The sequence below is a fragment of the Pseudomonas sp. R62 genome (assembly GCF_000257605.1).
Taxonomy (GTDB): Bacteria; Pseudomonadota; Gammaproteobacteria; order Pseudomonadales; family Pseudomonadaceae; genus Aquipseudomonas; species Aquipseudomonas atacamensis.
Map to the genome: position 1 here is coordinate 2,263,673 of NZ_JH635999.1, position 19,349 is coordinate 2,283,021.

Sequence of the window (19,349 nt, forward strand, 5' to 3'; positions counted from 1 at the left end):
AATCCGCTATAAATCTTCTGCGAAATATTAAATAGCCTGACTAATTGCATTTTCTCAAAACAACAACAAAAAGGAAGGTCAACCATGCTTCAATCCCGTCACCTGCTCTCCGGCCTCGGACTGTCCCTGATGATCGCTACCCTTTCCGCCAACGCGGCGGGCCTGACCGCTGAACACAAAGCCTTCGGCAAAACCAATGACGGCACGCCTGTCGAACAGTACATCCTGCGCAACAGCCACGGCATGCAAGCCACCGTGATTACCTACGGCGCGACCCTGCAAGCGCTGAAAGTCGCTGACAAACACGGCAAGTTCGACGACGTCGTCTTGGGTTTTGACGATGTGCAGGGCTATCAGAAAGGCACCGCGTACTTCGGCGCGACCATCGGCCGCTTCGGCAACCGCCTGGCCGAAGGTGCTTTCGAACTCGATGGCAAGCGCTATCAAGTGCCGCAGAACGACAAATCCAACGCCCTGCACGGCGGCCCCGAAGGTTTCGACAAGAAAGTCTGGAAGGCCAGGGAAACCAAGGACAAGGATTCGGTAGGCGTGACCCTGACCTACCTCTCGGCCGACGGCGAGATGGGCTTCCCGGGCAATCTGACCACCGAAGTCACCTATCGCCTGACCGACAACAACGAACTGCGCATCGACTACAAGGCCAGCACTGACAAGCCGACCGTGCTCAACCTGACCAACCACAGTTACTTCAACCTGGCCGGCGCCGGCAATGGCGATATTCTCAAGCAAGTCGCCATGATCAACTCCAGCCATTACACGCCGGTCACCGCCAAACTGATCCCCACCGGGGAGCTGGCGGCTGTCGCCGGCACGCCGATGGACTTCAGCAAACCGACGGCAATCGGCACGCACATCAAGGCTGATCATCCGCAGCTGAAATTCGCCGAGCCGAAACAGGGCGGCTTCGATTTCAACTGGGCGCTGGACACCAAGGGCGATGTCAGCAAGCTCGCCACCGAAGTCAGCGACCCGCAATCCGGACGCGTCCTGCAACTGTTCACCAGCGAGCCGGGCGTGCAGTTCTACACCAGCAACTTCCTCGACGCCACGGTCAAGGGCAAGGGCGGCAAGGTCTATCCACACTGGGGCGCGTTCACACTCGAGACCCAGCACTATCCGGATTCGCCGAACCAGCCGGATTTCCCAAGCACGCGGCTTGATCCGGGGCAGACCTATGCCCACAGCGTGATACTTAAGTTCTCCGCCAAGTAACCTGCAATGCACCCCCTGTGGCGAGGGGATTCATCCCCGTTGGGCTGCGAAGCAGCCCCTGTGGCGAGGGGATTCATCCCCGTTGGGCTGCGAAGCAGCCCCAAAAACCTGCAATAGAGCGCTGTCTGATACAACGCGTGTTGCAGGATCGGGGCTGCTTCGCAGCCCAGCGGGGATAAATCCCCTCGCCACAAATCCCCTCGCCACAAGATCCCCTGACCACAGCTGATCCGGTTTCATCCTTGACTCCCCCTTCCTTCCGGGAACCCTTGCTCTATCCTGCTGCCCACTAAAGATATCGACTCTTTAAGGCAGGAGGTTTGAATGCGTACTCTTGAGTTGGCCGGCGTGCAGGTTCCCGTGATTGGCCAGGGCACTTGGCGCATGGGCGAGGATCGTTCGGCGCATAGCCGTGAAGTGGCGGCGCTGCGCAGCGGCATCGAGCTGGGCATGAGCCTGATCGATACCGCTGAGATGTACGCCGAGGGCGGTGCCGAAACGGTGGTCGGCGAAGCCATTGCCGGTCTGCGCGATCAAGTCTTTCTGGTCAGCAAGGTCTACCCGCACAACGCCAGCCGCCAGGGCATCCCGCAAGCCTGCGAGCGCAGTTTGCGTCGGCTCGGCACCGACTACATCGATCTGTATCTGCTGCACTGGCGCGGTCAGTATCCGCTGGAGGAAACCGTCGAAGCCTTCGAACGCCTGCGCGAGGACGGCAAGATCGGCCGTTGGGGCGTGTCGAATTTCGATGTCGACGACCTCGAAGAACTGTCCAGCTCGGCCTGCGCCACCAATCAGGTGTTGTACAACCTCGAGGAGCGCGGCATCGAATTCGATCTGCTGCCGTGGTGCCAACACCAGCGCCTGCCGTTGATGGCGTACTGTCCGATCGGCCAAGGCGGCGCGATGCTCGCCGAGCCGGTTCTGCAGGACATTGCCTGTCGCTACAACGCCACCCCGGCGCAGATTTCACTGGCGTGGCTCCTGCGCCAGGACGGCGTGATTGCGATTCCCAAAGCTGTGCGCCCCGAGCATGTGCAACTCAATGCCGAGGCGGCCCGGTTGCAACTGGACGCCGGGGATCTGGCGGCGCTGGACAAGGTGTTCCCGGCGCCTCAACGCAAGCAGCGGCTGGCCATGGTCTGAGCTGCCGACTGCGAGGGCTTCGCCATGAGAAGCACAGATCTGCACGACCCGTACAACCTGCAACGTTTCGTGCAGGCGCAGGACCCGGTGTTCGAACGGGTCCTGCGTGAACTCGAAACGGGCCGCAAGCGCAGCCACTGGATGTGGTTCGTCTTTCCGCAGTTCGCCGGATTGGGCGGCAGCGAAATGGCCCGGCGCTTTGCCATTGGTTCAGCCGAGGAAACCCAGGCCTATCTGGCCCACGAGCTGCTCGGGGCGCGGCTGCGCACCTGCACGCAACTGGTGCTGAATGTGCCGCAGCGCTCGATTGCAGAAATGTTTGGCCATCCCGATGACTTGAAATTTCATTCTTCGATGACCCTGTTCGCCCAGTTCAGCGTTGAGGAAAGTCTGTTCCATCAGGCGCTGGAGCGTTACTTCCACGGCATTCTCGATGAATGGACGCTGCAACTGCTCGACTCAAAACAGGCCCAGTTGCCCACCGATCAGGGTTGAGAAGTCGTCGTCGACAAACGGCAGAATCGCATCCGCCACTGGTTGCAGCTGTCGCGTGATGTAGTGGTCGTAGTCGATGGCGGCGCGGCGTACCTCCAGCGGCTCCGGGCCGGCCAGGGTGATGACGTAGCTGATCCAGCCGCCGTTCTGATACTGCCGGGGCCGACCCTGCTCGGCGTTGTAGTCATCGGCGAGCCGCGCGGCGCGGACGTGCGGCGGTACGTTGCGTTCGTAATCGTCGAGGGTGCGGCGCAGACGCTTGCGGTAGATCAGCCGATCGTCGAACTCGCCGGCGAGGGTCTTGCGCACGTAATCGCGCACATAATCCTGGTACGGCTTGCGCTGGAAGATCCGCTCATACAGTTCTTGCTGAAATTGCCGCGCCAGCAGCGACCAGTCGGTGCGCACGGTTTCCAGGCCTTTGTAGACCATTTCCTCGCTGCCATCGGCGCGGGTGACGAGTCCGGCGTAGCGCTTCTTGCTGCCCTCCTCCGCGCCGCGAATCGTCGGCATCAGGAAGCGCTTGTAGTGAATCTCGAACTGCAATTCCAGCGCGCTTTCCAGCCCGTATTCCTCGCGCACATGGGCGCGCCAGCAATCGTTGACGTGTTTGACCAGCGCATGGCCGATCTGCGCTGCTTCATCCTGACCGTGCAGACTGCGCAGCCAGACGAAGGTTGAATCGGTGTCGCCGTAAATCACCGCATGGCCCTGTTCTTCGATCAACTGGCGGGTGCGCAGCATGATTTCGTGGCCGCGCAAGGTGATCGACGAGGCCAGCCGGGTATCGAAAAACCGGCAACCACTGGAGCCGAGCACGCCGTAGAAGGCGTTCATGATGATTTTCAACGCCTGGGACAGCGGCGCATTGTGCTCGCGCTTGGCGGTTTCGCGCCCTTCGGCCACCCGCGCCACGATGGACGGCAGACAATGGCGGGTGCGCGAGAAGCGTGCGCCACGGAAGCCCGGCACCGAGTCAGCGTCGTCCGGGTGCTGCAGACCCTCGATCAAGCCCACCGGGTCGATCAGAAAGGTGCGGATGATCGACGGGTAAAGGCTTTTGTAATCGAGGACCAACACCGATTCGTAAAGCCCCGGCCGCGAATCCATGACAAACCCGCCGGGGCTGGCCTGCGGTGGATTGGTGCCCAGATTGGGCGCAACGAAGCCCTGGCGATGCATCAACGGCATGTACAAATGGGTGAACGCAGCGACCGAACCGCCGCTGCGGTCGGCGGGCAAACCGGTAACGCTGGCGCGTTCGAGCAAAAACGTCAGCAGTTCGGTCTTGGCGAAGATCCGCGTGACCAGCTCGCAGTCCTTGAGGTTGTATTTGGCCAGCGCCGGTTTGTCTTCGGCGAACATGCGATTGATCTCGTCCATGCGCTGGTACGGATTGTTGATCGCCTTGCCTTCGCCGAGCAGGGTCTGTGCGACGTTTTCCAGGCTGAACGAGGGAAAACTCCAGGTCGCCGAACGCAACGACTCGATGCCATCGATGATCAGCCGCCCCGCTGCCGAGGCGAAGTAGTGATTGCGGCTGCCGTGCTCGCGCCACTGCATTTCTTCGCCGCCACGACCGATCTTCAGCGGTACGCCAAGACGCCGTGCGTGTTCATGGAGGATGCGCAAATCGAACTGCACGACGTTCCAGCCAATGATCGCGTCGGGGTCGTGGCGGGCGAACCAGTCGTTGAGCTTCTTCAGAATGAGCGTGCGCGAATCGCAGTATTCGAGGTCGAAATCGACAATGCTGGCATCGCCATTCGGCGCGCCGAGCATGTACACCTGGCGCTCGCCGCAGCCTTCCAGCGCGATGGAATACAGCTCGCCGTTTTCGGTGGTTTCGATGTCGAGTGAGACCAGACGCAGTTTCGGCCGGTAATCGGGGTCGGGTTTCAGTTGGGCGTTGATCAGCACGCCGTCAGCATCCGGCGTGCCGCCAAACAGCACCGGTGCGGTGATGAAGCGCTCCATCAGATAGCGTTCCGGGGGGCGGACGTCGGCTTCAAAGACGTCGACGCCGGCGCGGTTCAGCGCGGTTTCGAGGCGCATCAACTGGCCGTGCTGCTGGCAATACAGACCGAGCACCGGACGATGCTGAAAATCGAGCAAGGCCAACGGTCGCAGCTCTACATTCTTTTCATCGTGCAGCAGACGCTCGGCTGCTTCTCGCTGTGCGGCGGGAATAAATGCGACCGACGGCTGATGCGCCAGACGCACGCGGCGCGGCCCGGCGTCCGTTGCCAGCCAGAACTCGACTTCGGTGCCGGCCGGCGTATCGCGCCAATGCCGGGTCAGGACGAAGCCCTGCTGTAAATCCACCACTGCGACCTCAACGTTTCAATCAGAACGCCATTCTACGCAGCATTTGTGGCGAGGGGATTTATCCCCGCTGGCCGCGAAGCGGCCCCGCTTTTAATGAAAGGGCCTGCTGCGCAGGCCAGCGGGGATAAATCCCCTCGCCACAGATAAATCCCATCACCACAGATAAATCCCGTCACCACAGATAAATCCTCTGCCACAGATAATCCCCCTTGTTACAGATAAATCCCTTGGCCACAGATGCTTCATTCACCGATACAAAGATGTTTTTTCCGGCAAATGGCGTTTTTTGCACGCTAACTGCCGCTTTGCCACCTTGCTCTGCGCGGCTGCGTCTACGATGCTTGATGAACAACGACAACACCTGAGTAACCGCCATGAAGACCGTCGCCCAACTGCTCAAGCTCAAAGATCAGAAAAATCAGGAAGTGCACCAGATCAAACCCGATCACATGGTGCTCGAAGCGCTGATGAAGATGGCCGAGAAAAACGTCGGCGCCTTGCTGGTGGTCGAAGACGACAAAGTGGTCGGCATCATCAGCGAGCGTGACTATGCACGCAAACTGGTGCTGCACGGGCGCTCTTCGGTCGGTACGCCAGTGCGCGACATCATGGTCAAGGACGTGATCACCGTCGACACCCGGCAAACCGTCGATACTTGCCTGGGCATCATGTCGGACAAACGCCTGCGCCACTTGCCGGTGGTCGAGGACGGCCAGTTGATCGGCCTGTTGTCGATCGGCGACCTGGTGAAGGAAGCGATTGCCGAACAGGCCGAGCTGATCAAACAGCTGGAGCAGTACATTCGCGGCGAATGAGCCCACCGCCGTGACCCCTTGTGAGAGCGAGCCTGCTCGCGAATGCGCCAGGTCAGAGATGATCGTTCCCACGCTCTGCGTGGGAATGCAGCCCTGGACGCTCCGCGTCCCTCTAAAGCCGAACGCGGAGCGTCCGTTGAGGCATTCCCACCTAGAGCGTGGGAACGATCTCGCCCGTCAGGCCGGCCAATGCCGCTCGAACACCGGTGCCAGCACCGGGTGTCGGTCGATCCTTTGCAGCCACGCATAAAAGCCCGGGCGGGTCTGGCGCAGGTGTTCGCGGCTGCCGGCCCAGCGGCTTACCACGGCCGCCAGCACATCCAGCGCGCCGGGCGTTTCGTCATCCAGATATAGCTCCCCGGAAAACTGATCGGCAAACACCTCCCAACTGAAGTGCAAGCGCTGGCGGGCGCCGGCGATCAGGTTTTGCCGTGCGCTCTCGTCGGGCGTGCTCAGCCAGCGCTCGGGGTAATCGATGATGCCGACCGCCGCATAGCAATTGCTGACGATATAGGCGAGACCGCGAATCGCCTGATCACGATCGGCAGCCTTGCTCGGCAGCAGGCCGGACTTGGGAAACGTCAGGCCCAGGTGAATCAGGATCGCCGCACTTTCGGTCATGGCGCTGCCGTCCGGCAGTTGCAGGGTCGGTATCTGTTTCAACGGATTGAGTTTGCCCAGCGCCTCGTCGGCCTCGGCGCTGGCTTCGGTATCAATGAAGCGATAGGCGATCTGGCACAACTCCAGTGCCGCCTCGATGGCAGCCGCGCCGGAATTCTTGTGCCCGTAGAGCTGGTACATGTCCGTTCCCCCGATAAGGCCTTTGCACAGGGTAGATGGCTGGCTGGCCTGACGTAGAAAATTCTGCAAATGTGTCGTGATTGGCACGTTTTTCCCATGCACTGCCGACTTGCGAAATCAACCTTCGCCAATCAGCGCTGGCGGTGCCCATCCCGCACCAAGAGCATTCATCGAACGCTATCCGCGTTCTTGTAAGGTGCGACAGCGAACCAAAAGTTCGCCTGTCCGAGCTGGCAATAAGGAGTTCACCTGTGAATCTTCAAATGCTCCGCCGTACGACATACCCCACTCACTCGCAAATCCAGCCCCAAGTTCAGCCGAGCCTATTCAGCCTGGCGCGTTTCTCCTTTATTACCTGAAACCCAATGCACACTTTGCGTGCCTGGCGATCGAGCGATCGCCGGGCGCCAAGTGTTATTTATTTTTTAAATACGGCAATTAATAAAAGGCACAACAACGAGATTGTCGAACAATGACTTTCCGTCATTGAAGTTGCACCAAAAGCGCACGCCCGAATGTGATGCAGTTAACCAATACTCCAGAATCAAAATAAGGAACATGTCCTGTGAACCGCTAATGACTGACCTGCACCAAATCGATTCGCTACGCACCGATAGGTGCTAAGCCTGATCACCGAGCAGCCGCTCTATCCCGCCGATTGGCGTGATACAGCGTTCCCTCTGACTCGCTCTGGAAAAAGCCCTTCTGCGAGGACTTGAGGACCGCTTCGCGCCGAATAAACAGTGGGCGAAACTGAAACTTATATAAATGCGACACCAGTAACACCGAAGATTTGCGTTCAACCGGTTTCAGCAACATCTGGCACACCTGTTGCAAACTGTAACAAACCTGAGACAGCTCACGTCTCCACACAACAACAAGCCACGGAATGGATAATGAACAATCGATATAGATGCTACTAAGCCACTAAGTTTGTTCGAGGCCGTTTAAACAGATAGTCCAACTATCGGCCCGCGTACACCTTGAAGAAAGTTGCACCCACTCACTCGAACATCAGCCATATGTTCGGACGGCACCTTATTGCCCTTCATCTGACCCGAGGGAGCTTTAATGAACGATGCGGTAAAGCACAAAACCCTGCCGGGGCCGTTGCAGCAAGCGCCGGTCTCGCCGGCAACGGGCAGGCCGGCGTTTACAGCCAATACGTCACGACCCGGCGGGTTGAACAAACCACAGATGCTCTTGCTGATCGCCGTGTCGGTGCTGATACACGGCGGCGCGTGGTGGTTCTTCCATCAGGCGCGTCCGGAACCACTGCCGACGCCGCCGGAAATCCCGGAAATGACCGTCGAGCTGACCAGCCCGACGCCTCCGGCCCCGCCAACACCGGAAGCACCACCGCCGCCCCCGCCTCCACCGCCGCCGGAACCCGAGCAGCCGGTGGAAGACGAGGACGCGGTCAAGCCGCCGCCCAAACCGGTGGAGAAGCCCAAGCCAATCGAAAAACCAAAACCGGTCGAGAAACCCAAACCGGTGAAGAAAGTCGAGCCACCGAAAGCGCCGCCGGCCCCGGCGCAACCTGCCGCACCTGCGGCGCCGACGACACCGAGCGCACCACCGGCACCACCTGCTGCGCCCGCTCCGGTCAAGGAATCGGCAGCGATTTCCGGCCTGGCCAGTCTTGGCAACCCGCCGCCGGAATACCCGTCGCTGGCGCTGCGGCGCAATTGGGAAGGCAGCGTGGTGCTGCGCATTCAGGTGCTGGCCAACGGCCGTGCCGGCAGCGTGACGGTGACCAAGTCCAGCGGCAAACCGCAACTGGATGAGGCGGCCGTCGCGGCGGTGAAGAACTGGAAGTTCATTCCGGCCAAGCGCGGTGATACGCCGATCGACGGCTTCGCCACCCAGACCATCGATTTCAAATTGCCGCAATGACGGCGCAACCGACTCATTACTGATTAACGCAAGCGAGGTGTAGCCATGAACGATTCACTGTCTTCGATGATTGTCCCCGGTGTGCTCTGGGGCCTGGTGCTGTTTTCCGTGGTCAGTTGGGCGATCCTGCTGGTCAAGTCGGCGCAGTACCTGCGCCAGAAAGCGCAGAACAAACAGTTCACCAAAGCCTTCTGGAGCGCGCCGGACCTGCTCACCGCCGCCGAACACGCCAGCCAGTATCCAGGCTCGCTGGCGCGCATCGCCAGCAGCGGTTTCGAAGCCCTGCTGGTGGAAGAGTCGCCGCGCACCACGCAGCAACTGGCGCACACCATCAACCGTTCCGATCGCCTGGAACGCAACCTGCGCCAGCAGATCCAGAAAGAACGTCGCTCGCTGGAAAACGGCCAGGCGATCCTCGCCAGCATCGGCAGCACCGCGCCGTTCATTGGTCTGTTCGGCACCGTGTGGGGAATCATGGAAGCCCTGCAAAGCATTGGCGAAACCGGCTCGGCCAGCCTTGAAGCGGTCGCCGGGCCTATCGGCCACGCGCTGATCGCCACCGGCGTGGGCATCGCCGTCGCGGTGCCGGCAGTGCTGATCTACAACTTTTTCCTGCGTCGGCTGAAACTCGCCTCGGCGGACATGGACGACTTCGCCCACGACTTCGACGCCCTCGCCTCGCGCAGTGCGTTTTCCATCAGCCGCCAGGCCATCGCCAGCAAAAGCACCACCGCCGTGCGGGAGGCCAGCTGATGTCCTTCTCCACTCAAGACAGCGATGAAGTGCTCAGCGAAATGAACGTCACGCCGCTGGTCGACGTCATGCTCGTGCTGCTGGTGGTGTTCATTGTCACCGCGCCGCTGATGACCAACGCGATCAAGGTCAACCTGCCGAAAACCGACGCCGTCGCCCCTGCCGAAAAGAAAGACCCGGTGGTTGTCAGCGTGGATCAGGATGGCAAGTTCTATCTGGCCAAGACCGAACTGGCCCCGGAATCCCTCGAGGCCAGCCTCAAGGAGGTCAAGGCCAAAGACGCCGAAGTGCGTGTGCAATTGCAGGCCGATGCCGCCGTCAATTACGGCCAGGTGGCCAAGGCGATGGCATCGATCGAACGCTCCGGCATCAGCAAGATTTCGGTGATGACCACCCACTGAGTGCGGTGCCGGGCGGCTGTTGAAAGCTCCCGCCCGGCACCGCTGAAAAAAGAAATCCCGTCGCACCCGGCCGACCGAAAAAACGCCACGCGTCTTCGGAGGGGATCGGCTTGCTTGAAGAAAGTGGTTTTCCGCGCGCGGTATCACCGGAAGCGGAGCAATGAGCGGCTCACAAGGCCAATTCGATAACGTCTGAAAATCGGAAACAACCATGCTGATGAACACTCCACGCTTCACGCTCAAACCTTTGGTGGCAACGATGTCTCGCCACCGTTTCGTTCCGCTGTATCTGGTGGCCATGGGGATGGGCGCCGGGACCGTGCAAGCGGCCGAGGACGACAACAGCGCCACGCCGGCAGCCGCTGTGGTGGCGGCGCCGACCACGCAACTGCAACGGGTCGAAGTGACCGGTTCGGCGATTCGCCGGGTCGATGCGGAAACGGCGGTGCCGATCACCATTCTCAAGGCTGAAGAGCTGCGCAAACAGGGCGTGACCACCACCGCCGAACTGGTCCAGCGCATCACCGGCAGCCAGTCGATCAACAACAGCGCCGGCTCCGTCGGCGCGGCCACTGGCGGTGCGTCGTTTGCCGACATGCGCGGCATCGGCGCGAACAAGACGCTGGTGCTGCTCAACGGTCGACGCCTGGCCAACAATGCCCTGTCGGGGACCAACTCGGCCGGCGGCGCGGTGGACCTGAACATGATCCCGTTCGCCGCCATCGAGCGCGTGGAAGTGCTGCGCGACGGCGCCTCGGCCCTGTACGGCACCGACGCCATCGGCGGTGTGATCAACTTCATCACCAAGAAATCCCTTACCGACGGCGCGTTGACCCTCGGTGGCGAAACGCCGACCCACAGCGGTGGCGGCGCGACCAAGGACATGAGCGCCAGTTGGGGCTACGGCGATCTGGAAGAAGACCGCTTCAACGTCCTCGGCGTGTTCAACTACAACAAGCAGCAGAACCTCGACGCCAACGACCGCTCCTTCGCCACCGACTACGCGCCCGGTCGCGGTCTCGATCAGACCTCCGGCACCGCGTTCCCCGGCAACTACAGCCAGAACGGCAACGCCACCAACCCGTTGGCCAACAGCAACTGCAACGGCCCCAACCTGATCGCCCGCGACGGCTTGTGCCGCTTCAGCACCCGTGAATTCATCGACCTGGTGCCACAGACCGAGAAGACCTCGTTCTTCGGAAAGACCACTGCCAAGCTCGGCGATGATCACAATGCCAACCTTGAATATTTCTGGTCGCGCAACAACAACGCCGTCGCCGTCGGCCCGGCGCCACTGACTGGTCTGAGCCTGGATTCATCGTCGCCCTACTACCCCGGCAACGGCATCACCCCGGCGCCGACCGATTTCGCCCTCGACCCGACGCAGTCGGTCGATGTGAACTGGCGTGAAACCGCTGCCGGCCCGCGTGAATCGAAAGACCAGAACACCAGCCAGCGCTTTCTGCTGAGCTTCGATGGTCTGGTTGGCGGCTGGGATTACAACGTCGGCGCCTCGTACAACCAGAACAAAATCGTCTCCAGCGTCACCAGTGGCTATGTCAGCGATCAGGCGATGATTGACGGCCTGGCCAGCGGTCTGCTCAACCCGTTCGGCCCGCAGACCGCTGCCGGCCAGCAGTACATCGACGCCGCCGCGTACCACGGCGCCTACTCCACAGCCGTGGGCCGCGTCGCCGGTTTCGATGGCCGCGTCAGCCGTGAAATCGGCGACTGGTTCGGCGCAGGTCCGTCCGGTCTGGCGCTGGGCGGCGAGTACCGCAAGGAGAAATTCCATCAGGACTTCGAGTCGTTCGCCGGCGACATCCAGAGCCTCGGCATCGACCCGGCCGGTAGCGTCGAGGGCGACCGCAGCGTCAAGGCCGCCTATGCCGAACTCAACGTGCCGGTGCTCGACAGCCTTGAATTGTCCGCCGCTGTGCGCCACGACAAATACAGCGACTTCGGCAGCACCACCAACCCGAAATACTCGTTCCGTTATCAGCCGTTGAAAGAGCTGGTGGTGCGTGGCGCCTACAGCGAAGGTTTCCGCGCGCCGTCGCTGTATGAACTGTATTCGCCGCGCAGCATCACCTTCACCCAGGGTTTCTACAACGATCCCGTGCTGTGTACCGGCGGCGTGGTGCAACCAGGCGGTAACGGCGGGCGTGATTGCGGTCAGCAATTCCTCAACCAGATTGGCGGCAACGAGGATCTGGCCCCGGAGAAGGCGCGCAACGTGACGTTGGGCTTCGTCTACCAGCCGATCAGCAACCTCTCGGTGGGTCTGGATTTCTGGTGGATTCACATCTCCAACCAGATCCAGCCGTTCCCGGAATCCACCGTGTTCGATCAGGCCGGATCCTACCCGGACCGCTTCGTGCGCAACGCCGACGGCACGCTCAACTACATCGTCACCGGCAACGCCAACCTCGGCATCGTCGAAACCAACGGTGTCGATGTGTCGCTCGACTATCGCTTCCCGAACACGCCGTACGGTCAGTTTGGTCTCGGCCTGCAAGGCACCTATGTCGACGAGTACGACTTCCAGAGCACTATCAAAGGCCCGTTCACCGACAAGGTCGGCGACTTTCAGGGTGACGGCGTGATCGCGCGCTGGAAGCACAACCTCACCGGCAGCTGGAGCCTCGGTGCGGCGCGAGCAGCGCTGACCAACCGCTTCACCACCGGTTACAACGATTACGACCGCGACACCCATTCGCGCGTGGCCTCGTATTCGGTGTGGGACCTGTCGGCCGGCTACACCTTCAACAAAGTGCTCGACGTTGATGCCGGGATGAAGAACGTGTTCGACCGCAACCCGCCGTTCTCCAACCAGGCTTACAACTTCCAGAGCGGCTATGACCCGCGCTACACCGACCCGCTGGGCCGGACATTGTTTGCGCGCATGACTTACCACTTCTAACCCCAAATAAAACGCATCCCTCTGTGGGAGCGAGCCTTTGTGGTGAGGGGATTTATCCCCGATGGGGTGCGAAGCGCCCCCAGGACCTGCCGACGCGGAGCATCAGAAGTACCGCATGCATTGATCTTGCGACTGCTGCGCAGCCGATCGGGGATACATCCCCTCGCCACAAGGGCTCGCTCCCACCGGGGGTCCGGGTTCCTTCAGGGATTTCAAGGGTGACTTCATGAGTTTTTTGCGCAACATGGCTGGCCTGCTGCTCGGCAGTGCGCTGCTGTGCACTGGCACTTCGGCGCTGGCCGGCGGCAGTCACGCGCTGACGGTGTACGGCGAGGCGCCGAAGTATCCGGCCGGCTTCAAGCATTTCGATTTTGTTAACCCCGACGCGCCCAAAGGCGGTTCGCTCAGCCGTGCGTCGATGGAGATCGGTCAGTACAACTACATCACGCCGTATGCCGATCAGGGCATTTCCGTGGTGCAGGTCAATGACTGGGTATACGCGCCGCTGGCGTTCCGTTCGCTGGATGAGCCCTACACGGTTTACGCTCTGGTTGCGCAGCAGATCGAGCGCGATCCCGAAGGTTTGTGGGTGCGCTTCACCCTCAACTCCAAGGCACGCTTCGCCGACGGCACGCCGATCACCGCCGAAGACGTGCGCTACACCTTCAACCTGCTGATGACCAAGGGCAGCCTGAGTTATCGCCAGCAATATGCCGACGTGCAGGACGTGCTGGTCGAAGGTCCACGCCAGGTCCGCTTCACCTTCAAGAACAACCTCAATCGCACCCTCGCGCTGGATCTGGCGACGCTGCGCGTGCTGCCCGAGCACTGGTGGAAAACCCGCGACTTCGCCAACGGCGGCGGCTTCGAGCCACCGCTGGGCAGCGGGCCGTACCGGGTGAGCAAGGTCGACGCCGGGCGCAGCATCAGTTTCCAGCGTGACCCGGACTGGTGGGGCAAGGACCTGCCGGTCAGTCGCGGCATGTACAACTTTGACAGCCTGACGGTGAATTTCTACGGCGACACCGACGTCGCTCGCCAACTGCTGCAGGCCGGCGCGTTCGACTACAACCGCGAGTTCTCCTCGTCCGGTTATGTGGTCGGCTATGACAGCCCGGCATTGCGCGACGGTCGTTTGCAACAGTCGATCCTCGCCCCGGACAAACCCACCGCCGCTCAGGGCTTCGTGTTCAACCTGCAGAATCCGTTCTTCAAGGATCGCCGCGTGCGTCAGGCGATCAGCCTGCTCTGGGATTTCGAGTGGACCAACAAACAGATGATGCGCGGCTTCTACGTGCGTCAGAACAGCTTCTGGCCCAAGAGTGAAATGGCCGCCAGCGCCCTGCCCGATGCAGAGGAATTGAAGATCCTCGAACCGTTGCGCGGCAAGGTTCCTGACGAGGTGTTCAGCACGGTCTATGAAGCACCGAAAACCGATGGCAGCGGCTACATCCGCGACAAGCAATTGCAAGCGCTGAAACTGCTCGGCGAAGCCGGTTGGACGGCGAAAAACAATCGTCTGGTCAACGCCGCCGGCGAGCCGCTGGAATTCACCTTTCTCGATGGTCAGGGCGGCTTCGATCGCATGCTGCTGCCGTTCAAACGCACCCTCGCGCAGATCGGCATCACGCTCAATCTGCGCCGCATCGATTCAGCGCAATACATCAACCGTCTCAACGCCCGCGACTACGACATGATCGTCTGCGCTTTCCCGCGCAGTGGCGATCCGATCGTCTCCCCGGGCCGCGAGTTGTACAGCCTGTACGGCTCGCAAAGTGCCACGCAAGTCGGCAGCTCGAACGCGATGGTGCTGGCCGATCCGGCAATCGATCAACTGATTGACGGGCTGGTCCAGGCCAACAGCCGCGAAGCCATGGTGCATTACGCCCGCGCCCTCGACCGGGTGCTGCAATGGGGTTACTACATGATTCCCAACTACTACTCCAAAGGCACGCCGACGGTGTATCAGAACCGCTTCGGCATGCCCGCCGTGCAACCTTCGTATGACGAAGGCCTCAACACCTGGTGGGAAGTCTCGGCCAGGCCGCTGACGACGCAGCAAATGAGCGCTCAGCTTGCGGGAGGCCAGTGACATGCTGCGTTATCTGAGTCGCCGTTTGCTGCTGATCATCCCCACGCTGTTGTGCATTCTGGTGGTGAATTTTCTTATCGTGCAGGCCGCACCCGGCGGCCCGGTGGAACAAGCCATCGCCCGCCTGCAAGGCTTTGGCGGACACAGCATGGGCGGCGGTGGCGAAGTCGCGGCGGTCGGCGGTGCCGGGCGCAGCAGCCGTGGTCTGGACCCGGCGCTGATCGAGGAAATCAAACGCCATTACGGCTTCGACAAACCGCTGCACGAGCGCCTGTGGCTGCTGCTGAAAAACTATGCACAACTGGATCTGGGCAACAGTTTCTTTCGCGGCGCCAAGGTCACCGACCTGATCGTGCAGAAGCTGCCAGTGTCGCTGTCGCTGGGTTTGTGGGCGACGCTGATCACCTACCTGATTTCAATCCCGCTGGGCATTCGCAAGGCAATCAGGAACGGCAGCGCCTTCGATGTCTGGAGCAGCACCGCGATCATCGTTGGCTATGCCATGCCGGCGTTCCTATTCGCCATTCTGTTGATCGTGGTGTTCGCCGGGGGCAGCTACGTCAACTGGTTTCCGGTGCAGGGACTGGTCTCGGACAACTTCGACAGCCTCAGCACATTGGGCAAGGTCGGCGACTACCTCTGGCACCTCGTACTGCCGGTCACGGCGCTGGTGATCGGCGGCTTTGCCACGCTGACGATCCTGACCAAGAACAGCTTTCTCAACGAAATCAGCCGGCAGTACGTGATCACCGCACGAGCCAAGGGCCTGACCGAGCGGCGCGTGCTCTACGGCCACGTGTTTCGCAACGCAATGTTGTTGGTGGTTGCGGGTGTGCCGTCGGCGCTGATCGAAGTGTTTTTCGCCGGCTCCCTGCTGATTGAAACCATCTTCAACCTCGATGGCCTCGGGCGCATGAGCTACGAAGCGGCGGTGTCGCGCGACTATCCGGTGGTGTTCGGCGCGCTGTTTCTGTTCACCCTGTTCGGTTTGCTGATCAAGCTGATCGGCGACCTCTGCTACACCCTGCTCGACCCGCGCATCGATTTCTCGGCGAGGACTGCCTGATGTTCACACTGTCGCCTCTGGGCCAGCGCCGCGTCGCGCAATTCAAGGCCAACCGCCGTGGGCGCTGGTCGCTGTGGCTGTTTATCGGCCTGTGCCTGATCTGCCTCGGTGGCGAGCTGATCGCCAATGATAAGCCGTTGGTGATCCGCTACCACGACGCCTTTTACTTTCCGATCCTCAGCGATTACCTGGAAACCGATTTCGGCGGCGAGCTGCCGTTCCGACCGGATTACGCCAGCAGTTATGTGCACAAACTGATCGAGGATCAGGGCGGCTGGATGCTGTTTCCGCCGATCCCGTTCAGCTACGACACGGTCAACTACGACCTCACCGAACCGGCGCCCAGCCCGCCGTCATCGAGCAATTGGCTGGGCACCGATGATCAGGCTCGCGATGTTCTGGCGCGGGTGATTTTCGGCACGCGGATCTCGATTCTGTTCGCGCTGATCCTCACCGCCATCAGCGCGTTGATCGGCATTCTCGCCGGGGCTTTACAGGGTTATTACGGCGGCTGGGTCGACTTGCTCGGGCAGCGCGTCCTGGAAATCTGGTCGGGGCTGCCGGTGCTGTACCTGCTGATCATCCTGTCCGGCTTCGTCTCGCCGAGTTTCTGGTGGCTGCTGGGGATCATGGCGCTGTTTTCCTGGTTGGCGCTGGTCGACGTGGTGCGCGCCGAGTTCCTCCGTGGACGCAATCTCGAATACGTGAAAGCCGCGCGAGCGCTGGGCCTGACCGACAGCGAACTGATGCGCCGGCACATTCTGCCCAACGCCATGACTTCCACCCTCACCTACCTGCCGTTCATTCTCACCGGCGCCATCGCCACCCTGACCGCGCTGGATTTTCTCGGCTTCGGCATGCCCGCCGGCACCGCGTCGCTGGGCGAGTTGATCGGCCAGGCCAAACGCAATCTGCAGGCACCGTGGCTGGGGCTGACAGCGTTTTTTGCCCTGGCGCTGATCCTGTCTTTGTTGGTTTTCATCGGTGAAGCGTGCCGAGATGCCTTTGATCCGAGGAGCTGACATGCAAGACCATTTAATCGAGATCCGCGACCTGCGCGTCGCCTTCGCCGGGCAGGAAGTGGTGCACGGTGTGAACCTGGAAATCCGCCGTGGCGAGTGTCTGGCGCTGGTCGGTGAATCCGGCTCGGGGAAGTCGGTGACGGCGCATTCGATTCTGCGTCTGTTGCCGGGCAAGAACGTCAGCAGCAGCGGCGCGATTCGCTACAACGGCGTGGATTTGCTGCACGCCAGCGAACAACAGATGCGCGGTTTGCGCGGCAATCGCATTGCGATGATTTTCCAGGAGCCGATGACTTCGCTGAACCCGCTGCACACGGTGGAAAAACAGATCAGCGAAGTGCTGGAAATCCACAAGGGCCTCAAGGGCCGCGCCGCCCGCGCGCGGACCCTGGAGCTGCTGGAGCTGGTGGGTATTCGCCAGCCGTCGCAGCGCTTGAAAGCCTATCCGCATCAGCTTTCCGGTGGTCAGCGGCAACGGGTGATGATCGCCATGGCGCTGGCCAACGAGCCGGAACTGTTGATTGCCGATGAGCCGACCACGGCGCTGGACGTAACCGTACAGCAGAAGATTCTTGAACTGCTGATCGAGTTGCAGCAGCGCCTCGGCATGTCGCTGTTGCTGATCAGCCATGACCTCAATCTGGTGCGCCGGATCGCTCAGCGTGTGTGCGTAATGCGTCAAGGCGAGATCGTTGAACAGGCCGATTGCGAGACGCTATTCCAGGCGCCGCAACATCCTTACAGCCGCTTGTTGATCGAGGCTGAACCGAGCGGCGCGCCAGTGCCCAGTGAGTTCGAGCACAACCTGCTGGAAGTGGATGATTTGAAGGTGTGGTTTCCCCTGCCGAAAAAACTCTTCAGCCGTCAGCAGGATTACATCAAAGCGGTGGACGGGGTCAGTTTCACCCTGCAACGCGGCAAGACGTTGGGCATCGTCGGCGAGTCGGGTTCGGGCAAGTCGACGCTGGGCCAGGCGATCCTGCGACTGGTCGAATCAGAGGGCAATATCCGTTTTGGCAACAAGCAGTTGAGCCTGCTCAATCAGCGCCTGATGCGCCCGCTGCGCCGGCAGATTCAGGTGGTGTTTCAAGACCCGTTCGGCAGCCTCAGCCCACGCATGTCGGTGCAGCAGATCATCGCCGAAGGCTTGCTGACCCACGGCATCGGCAGCGAGGCCGAGCGCGAGGCAGCGGTAATTCGCGTGCTGGAGGAAGTCGGCCTCGATCCGCAGAGCCGCCATCGTTACCCTCACGAGTTTTCCGGCGGCCAGCGCCAGCGCATCTCCATCGCCCGCGCACTGGTGCTGGAACCGGCGCTGATACTGCTCGATGAACCGACGTCGGCGCTGGATCGCACGGTGCAGAAGCAAGTGGTGGAATTGTTGCGCCAGTTGCAGATCAGGCATGGGCTGACCTATCTGTTCATCAGCCATGATCTGGCAGTGGTGCATGCGCTGGCGCATGACTTGATGGTGATCAAGGACGGCAAGGTCGTGGAACAAGGCTCGTCGCGGGAGATTTTCGCTGCGCCGAAACATCCGTACACCCAGGAGCTCCTGAAAGCCTCCGGTCTGAAGCCTGATGAAGAACCCTATGGGAGCGAGCCTGCTCGCGAATGCGGTACGTCAGTCACATAAGTGCTGGCTGACCCGACGCTTTCGCGAGCAGGCTCGCTCCCACAGGTTTGATCTTTGTGTTTGCAATTTATTTTTTCGGCACTGCATCCAATCGCCTCCGCCACGGGTAGTCCTTGTAACAGCCCACTCTGGTGCTGTCAGCGCCCTACCCTTTTCGGAGAATCATCGGATGAACATCACCCAGCTGATTGGCTTCACCGGTTTGCTCGCTTTCACCGCGACCACCTTCGCCCAGAGCAGTTATCCCGACGCGATCAAGGTGCCGGACGGGCACAAGATTGCCCTGGAAACCACCGGGGTTGGCGAGATCACCTACGAATGCCGCGACAAGCCCAATATGGCCGGACAGACCGAGTGGACCTTTGTCGGTCCGAAAGCGGTGCTCAATGATCGCAGCGGCAAACAGGTCGGCACCTATTTCGGCCCGCCAGCGACCTGGCAAGCCAAGGACGGTTCGAAAGTCACCGGCACGCAATTGGCCGTGGCACCGTCGAGCCCGGGCAACCTGCCCTATCAACTGGTCAAGGCCAATCCGGCCGAGGGCAAAGGCGCGATGACCGGGGTCAGCTACATCCAGCGTGTCGCGCTCAAGGGCGGCGTCGCGCCGGGCAGTGAGTGCACGATGGCGAACAAGGGCAAGCAGGAAGTGGTGAAGTACCAGGCGGATTATATTTTCTGGGCGGCGAACTGATATTCGGAAGCAGTGCACAATCCTGTGGGAGCGAGCCTGCTCGCGAAGACG

At 61.0% G+C, this 19,349-nt stretch carries 16 protein-coding genes; 13 read left to right on the plus strand and 3 right to left on the minus strand.

The annotated features are described in order from the left end of the window. Positions 1 to 84 precede the first annotated feature (84 nt). The 3 genes from OQK_RS27960 (at position 85) to OQK_RS27970 (ending at position 2,874) form a co-directional block, all read left to right on the plus strand. A complete protein-coding gene (locus OQK_RS27960) occupies positions 85 to 1,233 on the plus strand; it encodes an aldose epimerase family protein (RefSeq protein ID WP_016775368.1) in 1,149 nt (382 codons plus the stop codon). Positions 1,234 to 1,557: 324 nt separating this feature from the next. Continuing rightward, positions 1,558 to 2,379 (plus strand): aldo/keto reductase, encoded by an 822-nt coding sequence (locus OQK_RS27965; RefSeq protein WP_016775369.1) that lies wholly within the window; start codon positions 1,558 to 1,560, stop codon positions 2,377 to 2,379. Positions 2,380 to 2,403: 24 nt separating this feature from the next. Beyond that, positions 2,404 to 2,874, plus strand: a complete 471-nt coding sequence (locus OQK_RS27970) for a DUF1810 domain-containing protein (protein WP_016775370.1) — start codon at positions 2,404 to 2,406, stop codon at positions 2,872 to 2,874. Here OQK_RS27970 and OQK_RS27975 read toward each other — a convergent pair. Further along, positions 2,839 to 5,199 carry a DNA polymerase II gene (locus OQK_RS27975; RefSeq protein WP_162098754.1) on the minus strand — a complete coding sequence of 787 codons (2,361 nt, stop codon included), beginning with the start codon at positions 5,197 to 5,199 and terminating at the stop codon, positions 2,839 to 2,841. The two genes, OQK_RS27970 and OQK_RS27975, sit on opposite strands and share 36 nt — an antisense overlap. A gap of 175 nt (positions 5,200 to 5,374) precedes the next feature. Then, positions 5,375 to 5,554 (minus strand): hypothetical protein, encoded by a 180-nt coding sequence (locus OQK_RS30295; protein WP_125927586.1) that lies wholly within the window; start codon positions 5,552 to 5,554, stop codon positions 5,375 to 5,377. A 22-nt stretch (positions 5,555 to 5,576) separates the two neighbouring features. On the opposite strand from OQK_RS30295, the gene OQK_RS27980 reads away from it, so the two are divergent. Further along, entirely contained in the window at positions 5,577 to 6,017 is a 441-nt protein-coding gene (locus OQK_RS27980; protein ID WP_016775372.1) for a CBS domain-containing protein, read from the plus strand. 177 nt (positions 6,018 to 6,194) lie between these two features. Here OQK_RS27980 and OQK_RS27985 read toward each other — a convergent pair whose 3' ends face one another. Continuing rightward, on the minus strand, positions 6,195 to 6,818 hold the full coding sequence (locus tag OQK_RS27985; protein ID WP_016775373.1) for a glutathione S-transferase N-terminal domain-containing protein: 624 nt from the start codon (positions 6,816 to 6,818) through the stop codon (positions 6,195 to 6,197). 1,071 nt (positions 6,819 to 7,889) lie between these two features. On the opposite strand from OQK_RS27985, the gene OQK_RS27990 reads away from it, so the two are divergent. From OQK_RS27990 to OQK_RS28030, 9 genes are all read left to right on the plus strand, one after another. Then, on the plus strand, positions 7,890 to 8,714 hold the full coding sequence (locus OQK_RS27990; RefSeq protein WP_016775375.1) for a TonB family protein: 825 nt from the start codon (positions 7,890 to 7,892) through the stop codon (positions 8,712 to 8,714). Between the two features lie 45 nt (positions 8,715 to 8,759). Beyond that, positions 8,760 to 9,467, plus strand: coding sequence for a MotA/TolQ/ExbB proton channel family protein (locus OQK_RS27995; protein ID WP_016775376.1), 708 nt, complete (start codon positions 8,760 to 8,762; stop codon positions 9,465 to 9,467). Beyond that, a complete protein-coding gene (locus tag OQK_RS28000) occupies positions 9,467 to 9,868 on the plus strand; it encodes an ExbD/TolR family protein (RefSeq protein ID WP_016775377.1) in 402 nt (133 codons plus the stop codon). The genes OQK_RS27995 and OQK_RS28000 overlap by 1 nt, the downstream gene beginning before the upstream one ends. Positions 9,869 to 10,079: 211 nt before the next feature. Further along, on the plus strand, positions 10,080 to 12,791 hold the full coding sequence (locus OQK_RS28005) for a TonB-dependent receptor (RefSeq protein WP_016775378.1): 2,712 nt from the start codon (positions 10,080 to 10,082) through the stop codon (positions 12,789 to 12,791). 226 nt (positions 12,792 to 13,017) lie between these two features. Next, positions 13,018 to 14,883, plus strand: a complete 1,866-nt coding sequence (locus OQK_RS28010) for an extracellular solute-binding protein (protein WP_016775379.1) — start codon at positions 13,018 to 13,020, stop codon at positions 14,881 to 14,883. A gap of 1 nt (position 14,884) precedes the next feature. Then, complete coding sequence (locus OQK_RS28015; protein WP_016775380.1) at positions 14,885 to 15,949, plus strand: microcin C ABC transporter permease YejB; 1,065 nt, start codon at positions 14,885 to 14,887, stop codon at positions 15,947 to 15,949. After that, the gene (locus OQK_RS28020) at positions 15,949 to 16,971 is read left to right on the plus strand and encodes an ABC transporter permease (RefSeq protein ID WP_016775381.1); all 1,023 of its coding nucleotides are present in this window, start codon (positions 15,949 to 15,951) and stop codon (positions 16,969 to 16,971) included. The genes OQK_RS28015 and OQK_RS28020 overlap by 1 nt, the downstream gene beginning before the upstream one ends. Position 16,972: 1 nt before the next feature. Further along, positions 16,973 to 18,607, plus strand: coding sequence for an ABC transporter ATP-binding protein (locus tag OQK_RS28025; protein WP_016775382.1), 1,635 nt, complete (start codon positions 16,973 to 16,975; stop codon positions 18,605 to 18,607). A gap of 169 nt (positions 18,608 to 18,776) precedes the next feature. Beyond that, entirely contained in the window at positions 18,777 to 19,298 is a 522-nt protein-coding gene (locus OQK_RS28030) for a DUF3455 domain-containing protein (RefSeq protein WP_016775383.1), read from the plus strand. Positions 19,299 to 19,349 lie beyond the last annotated feature (51 nt).

Excerpts from the sequence above, each read along its gene's own strand:
- OQK_RS28025 (WP_016775382.1), top strand. The coding sequence starts at position 16,973 with ATGCAAGACCATTTAATCGAGATCCGCGACCTGCGCGTCGCCTTCGCC.
- OQK_RS28015 (WP_016775380.1), top strand. The coding sequence starts at position 14,885 with ATGCTGCGTTATCTGAGTCGCCGTTTGCTGCTGATCATCCCCACGCTG.
- OQK_RS28020 (WP_016775381.1), top strand. The coding sequence starts at position 15,949 with ATGTTCACACTGTCGCCTCTGGGCCAGCGCCGCGTCGCGCAATTCAAG.
- OQK_RS27965 (WP_016775369.1), top strand. The coding sequence starts at position 1,558 with ATGCGTACTCTTGAGTTGGCCGGCGTGCAGGTTCCCGTGATTGGCCAG.
- OQK_RS27970 (WP_016775370.1), top strand. The coding sequence starts at position 2,404 with ATGAGAAGCACAGATCTGCACGACCCGTACAACCTGCAACGTTTCGTG.
- OQK_RS27980 (WP_016775372.1), top strand. The coding sequence starts at position 5,577 with ATGAAGACCGTCGCCCAACTGCTCAAGCTCAAAGATCAGAAAAATCAG.
- OQK_RS28005 (WP_016775378.1), top strand. The coding sequence starts at position 10,080 with ATGCTGATGAACACTCCACGCTTCACGCTCAAACCTTTGGTGGCAACG.
- OQK_RS27990 (WP_016775375.1), top strand. The coding sequence starts at position 7,890 with ATGAACGATGCGGTAAAGCACAAAACCCTGCCGGGGCCGTTGCAGCAA.
- OQK_RS27960 (WP_016775368.1), top strand. The coding sequence starts at position 85 with ATGCTTCAATCCCGTCACCTGCTCTCCGGCCTCGGACTGTCCCTGATG.
- OQK_RS28010 (WP_016775379.1), top strand. The coding sequence starts at position 13,018 with ATGAGTTTTTTGCGCAACATGGCTGGCCTGCTGCTCGGCAGTGCGCTG.
- OQK_RS27985 (WP_016775373.1), bottom strand. The coding sequence starts at position 6,818 with ATGTACCAGCTCTACGGGCACAAGAATTCCGGCGCGGCTGCCATCGAG.
- OQK_RS27995 (WP_016775376.1), top strand. The coding sequence starts at position 8,760 with ATGAACGATTCACTGTCTTCGATGATTGTCCCCGGTGTGCTCTGGGGC.
- OQK_RS28000 (WP_016775377.1), top strand. The coding sequence starts at position 9,467 with ATGTCCTTCTCCACTCAAGACAGCGATGAAGTGCTCAGCGAAATGAAC.
- OQK_RS28030 (WP_016775383.1), top strand. The coding sequence starts at position 18,777 with ATGAACATCACCCAGCTGATTGGCTTCACCGGTTTGCTCGCTTTCACC.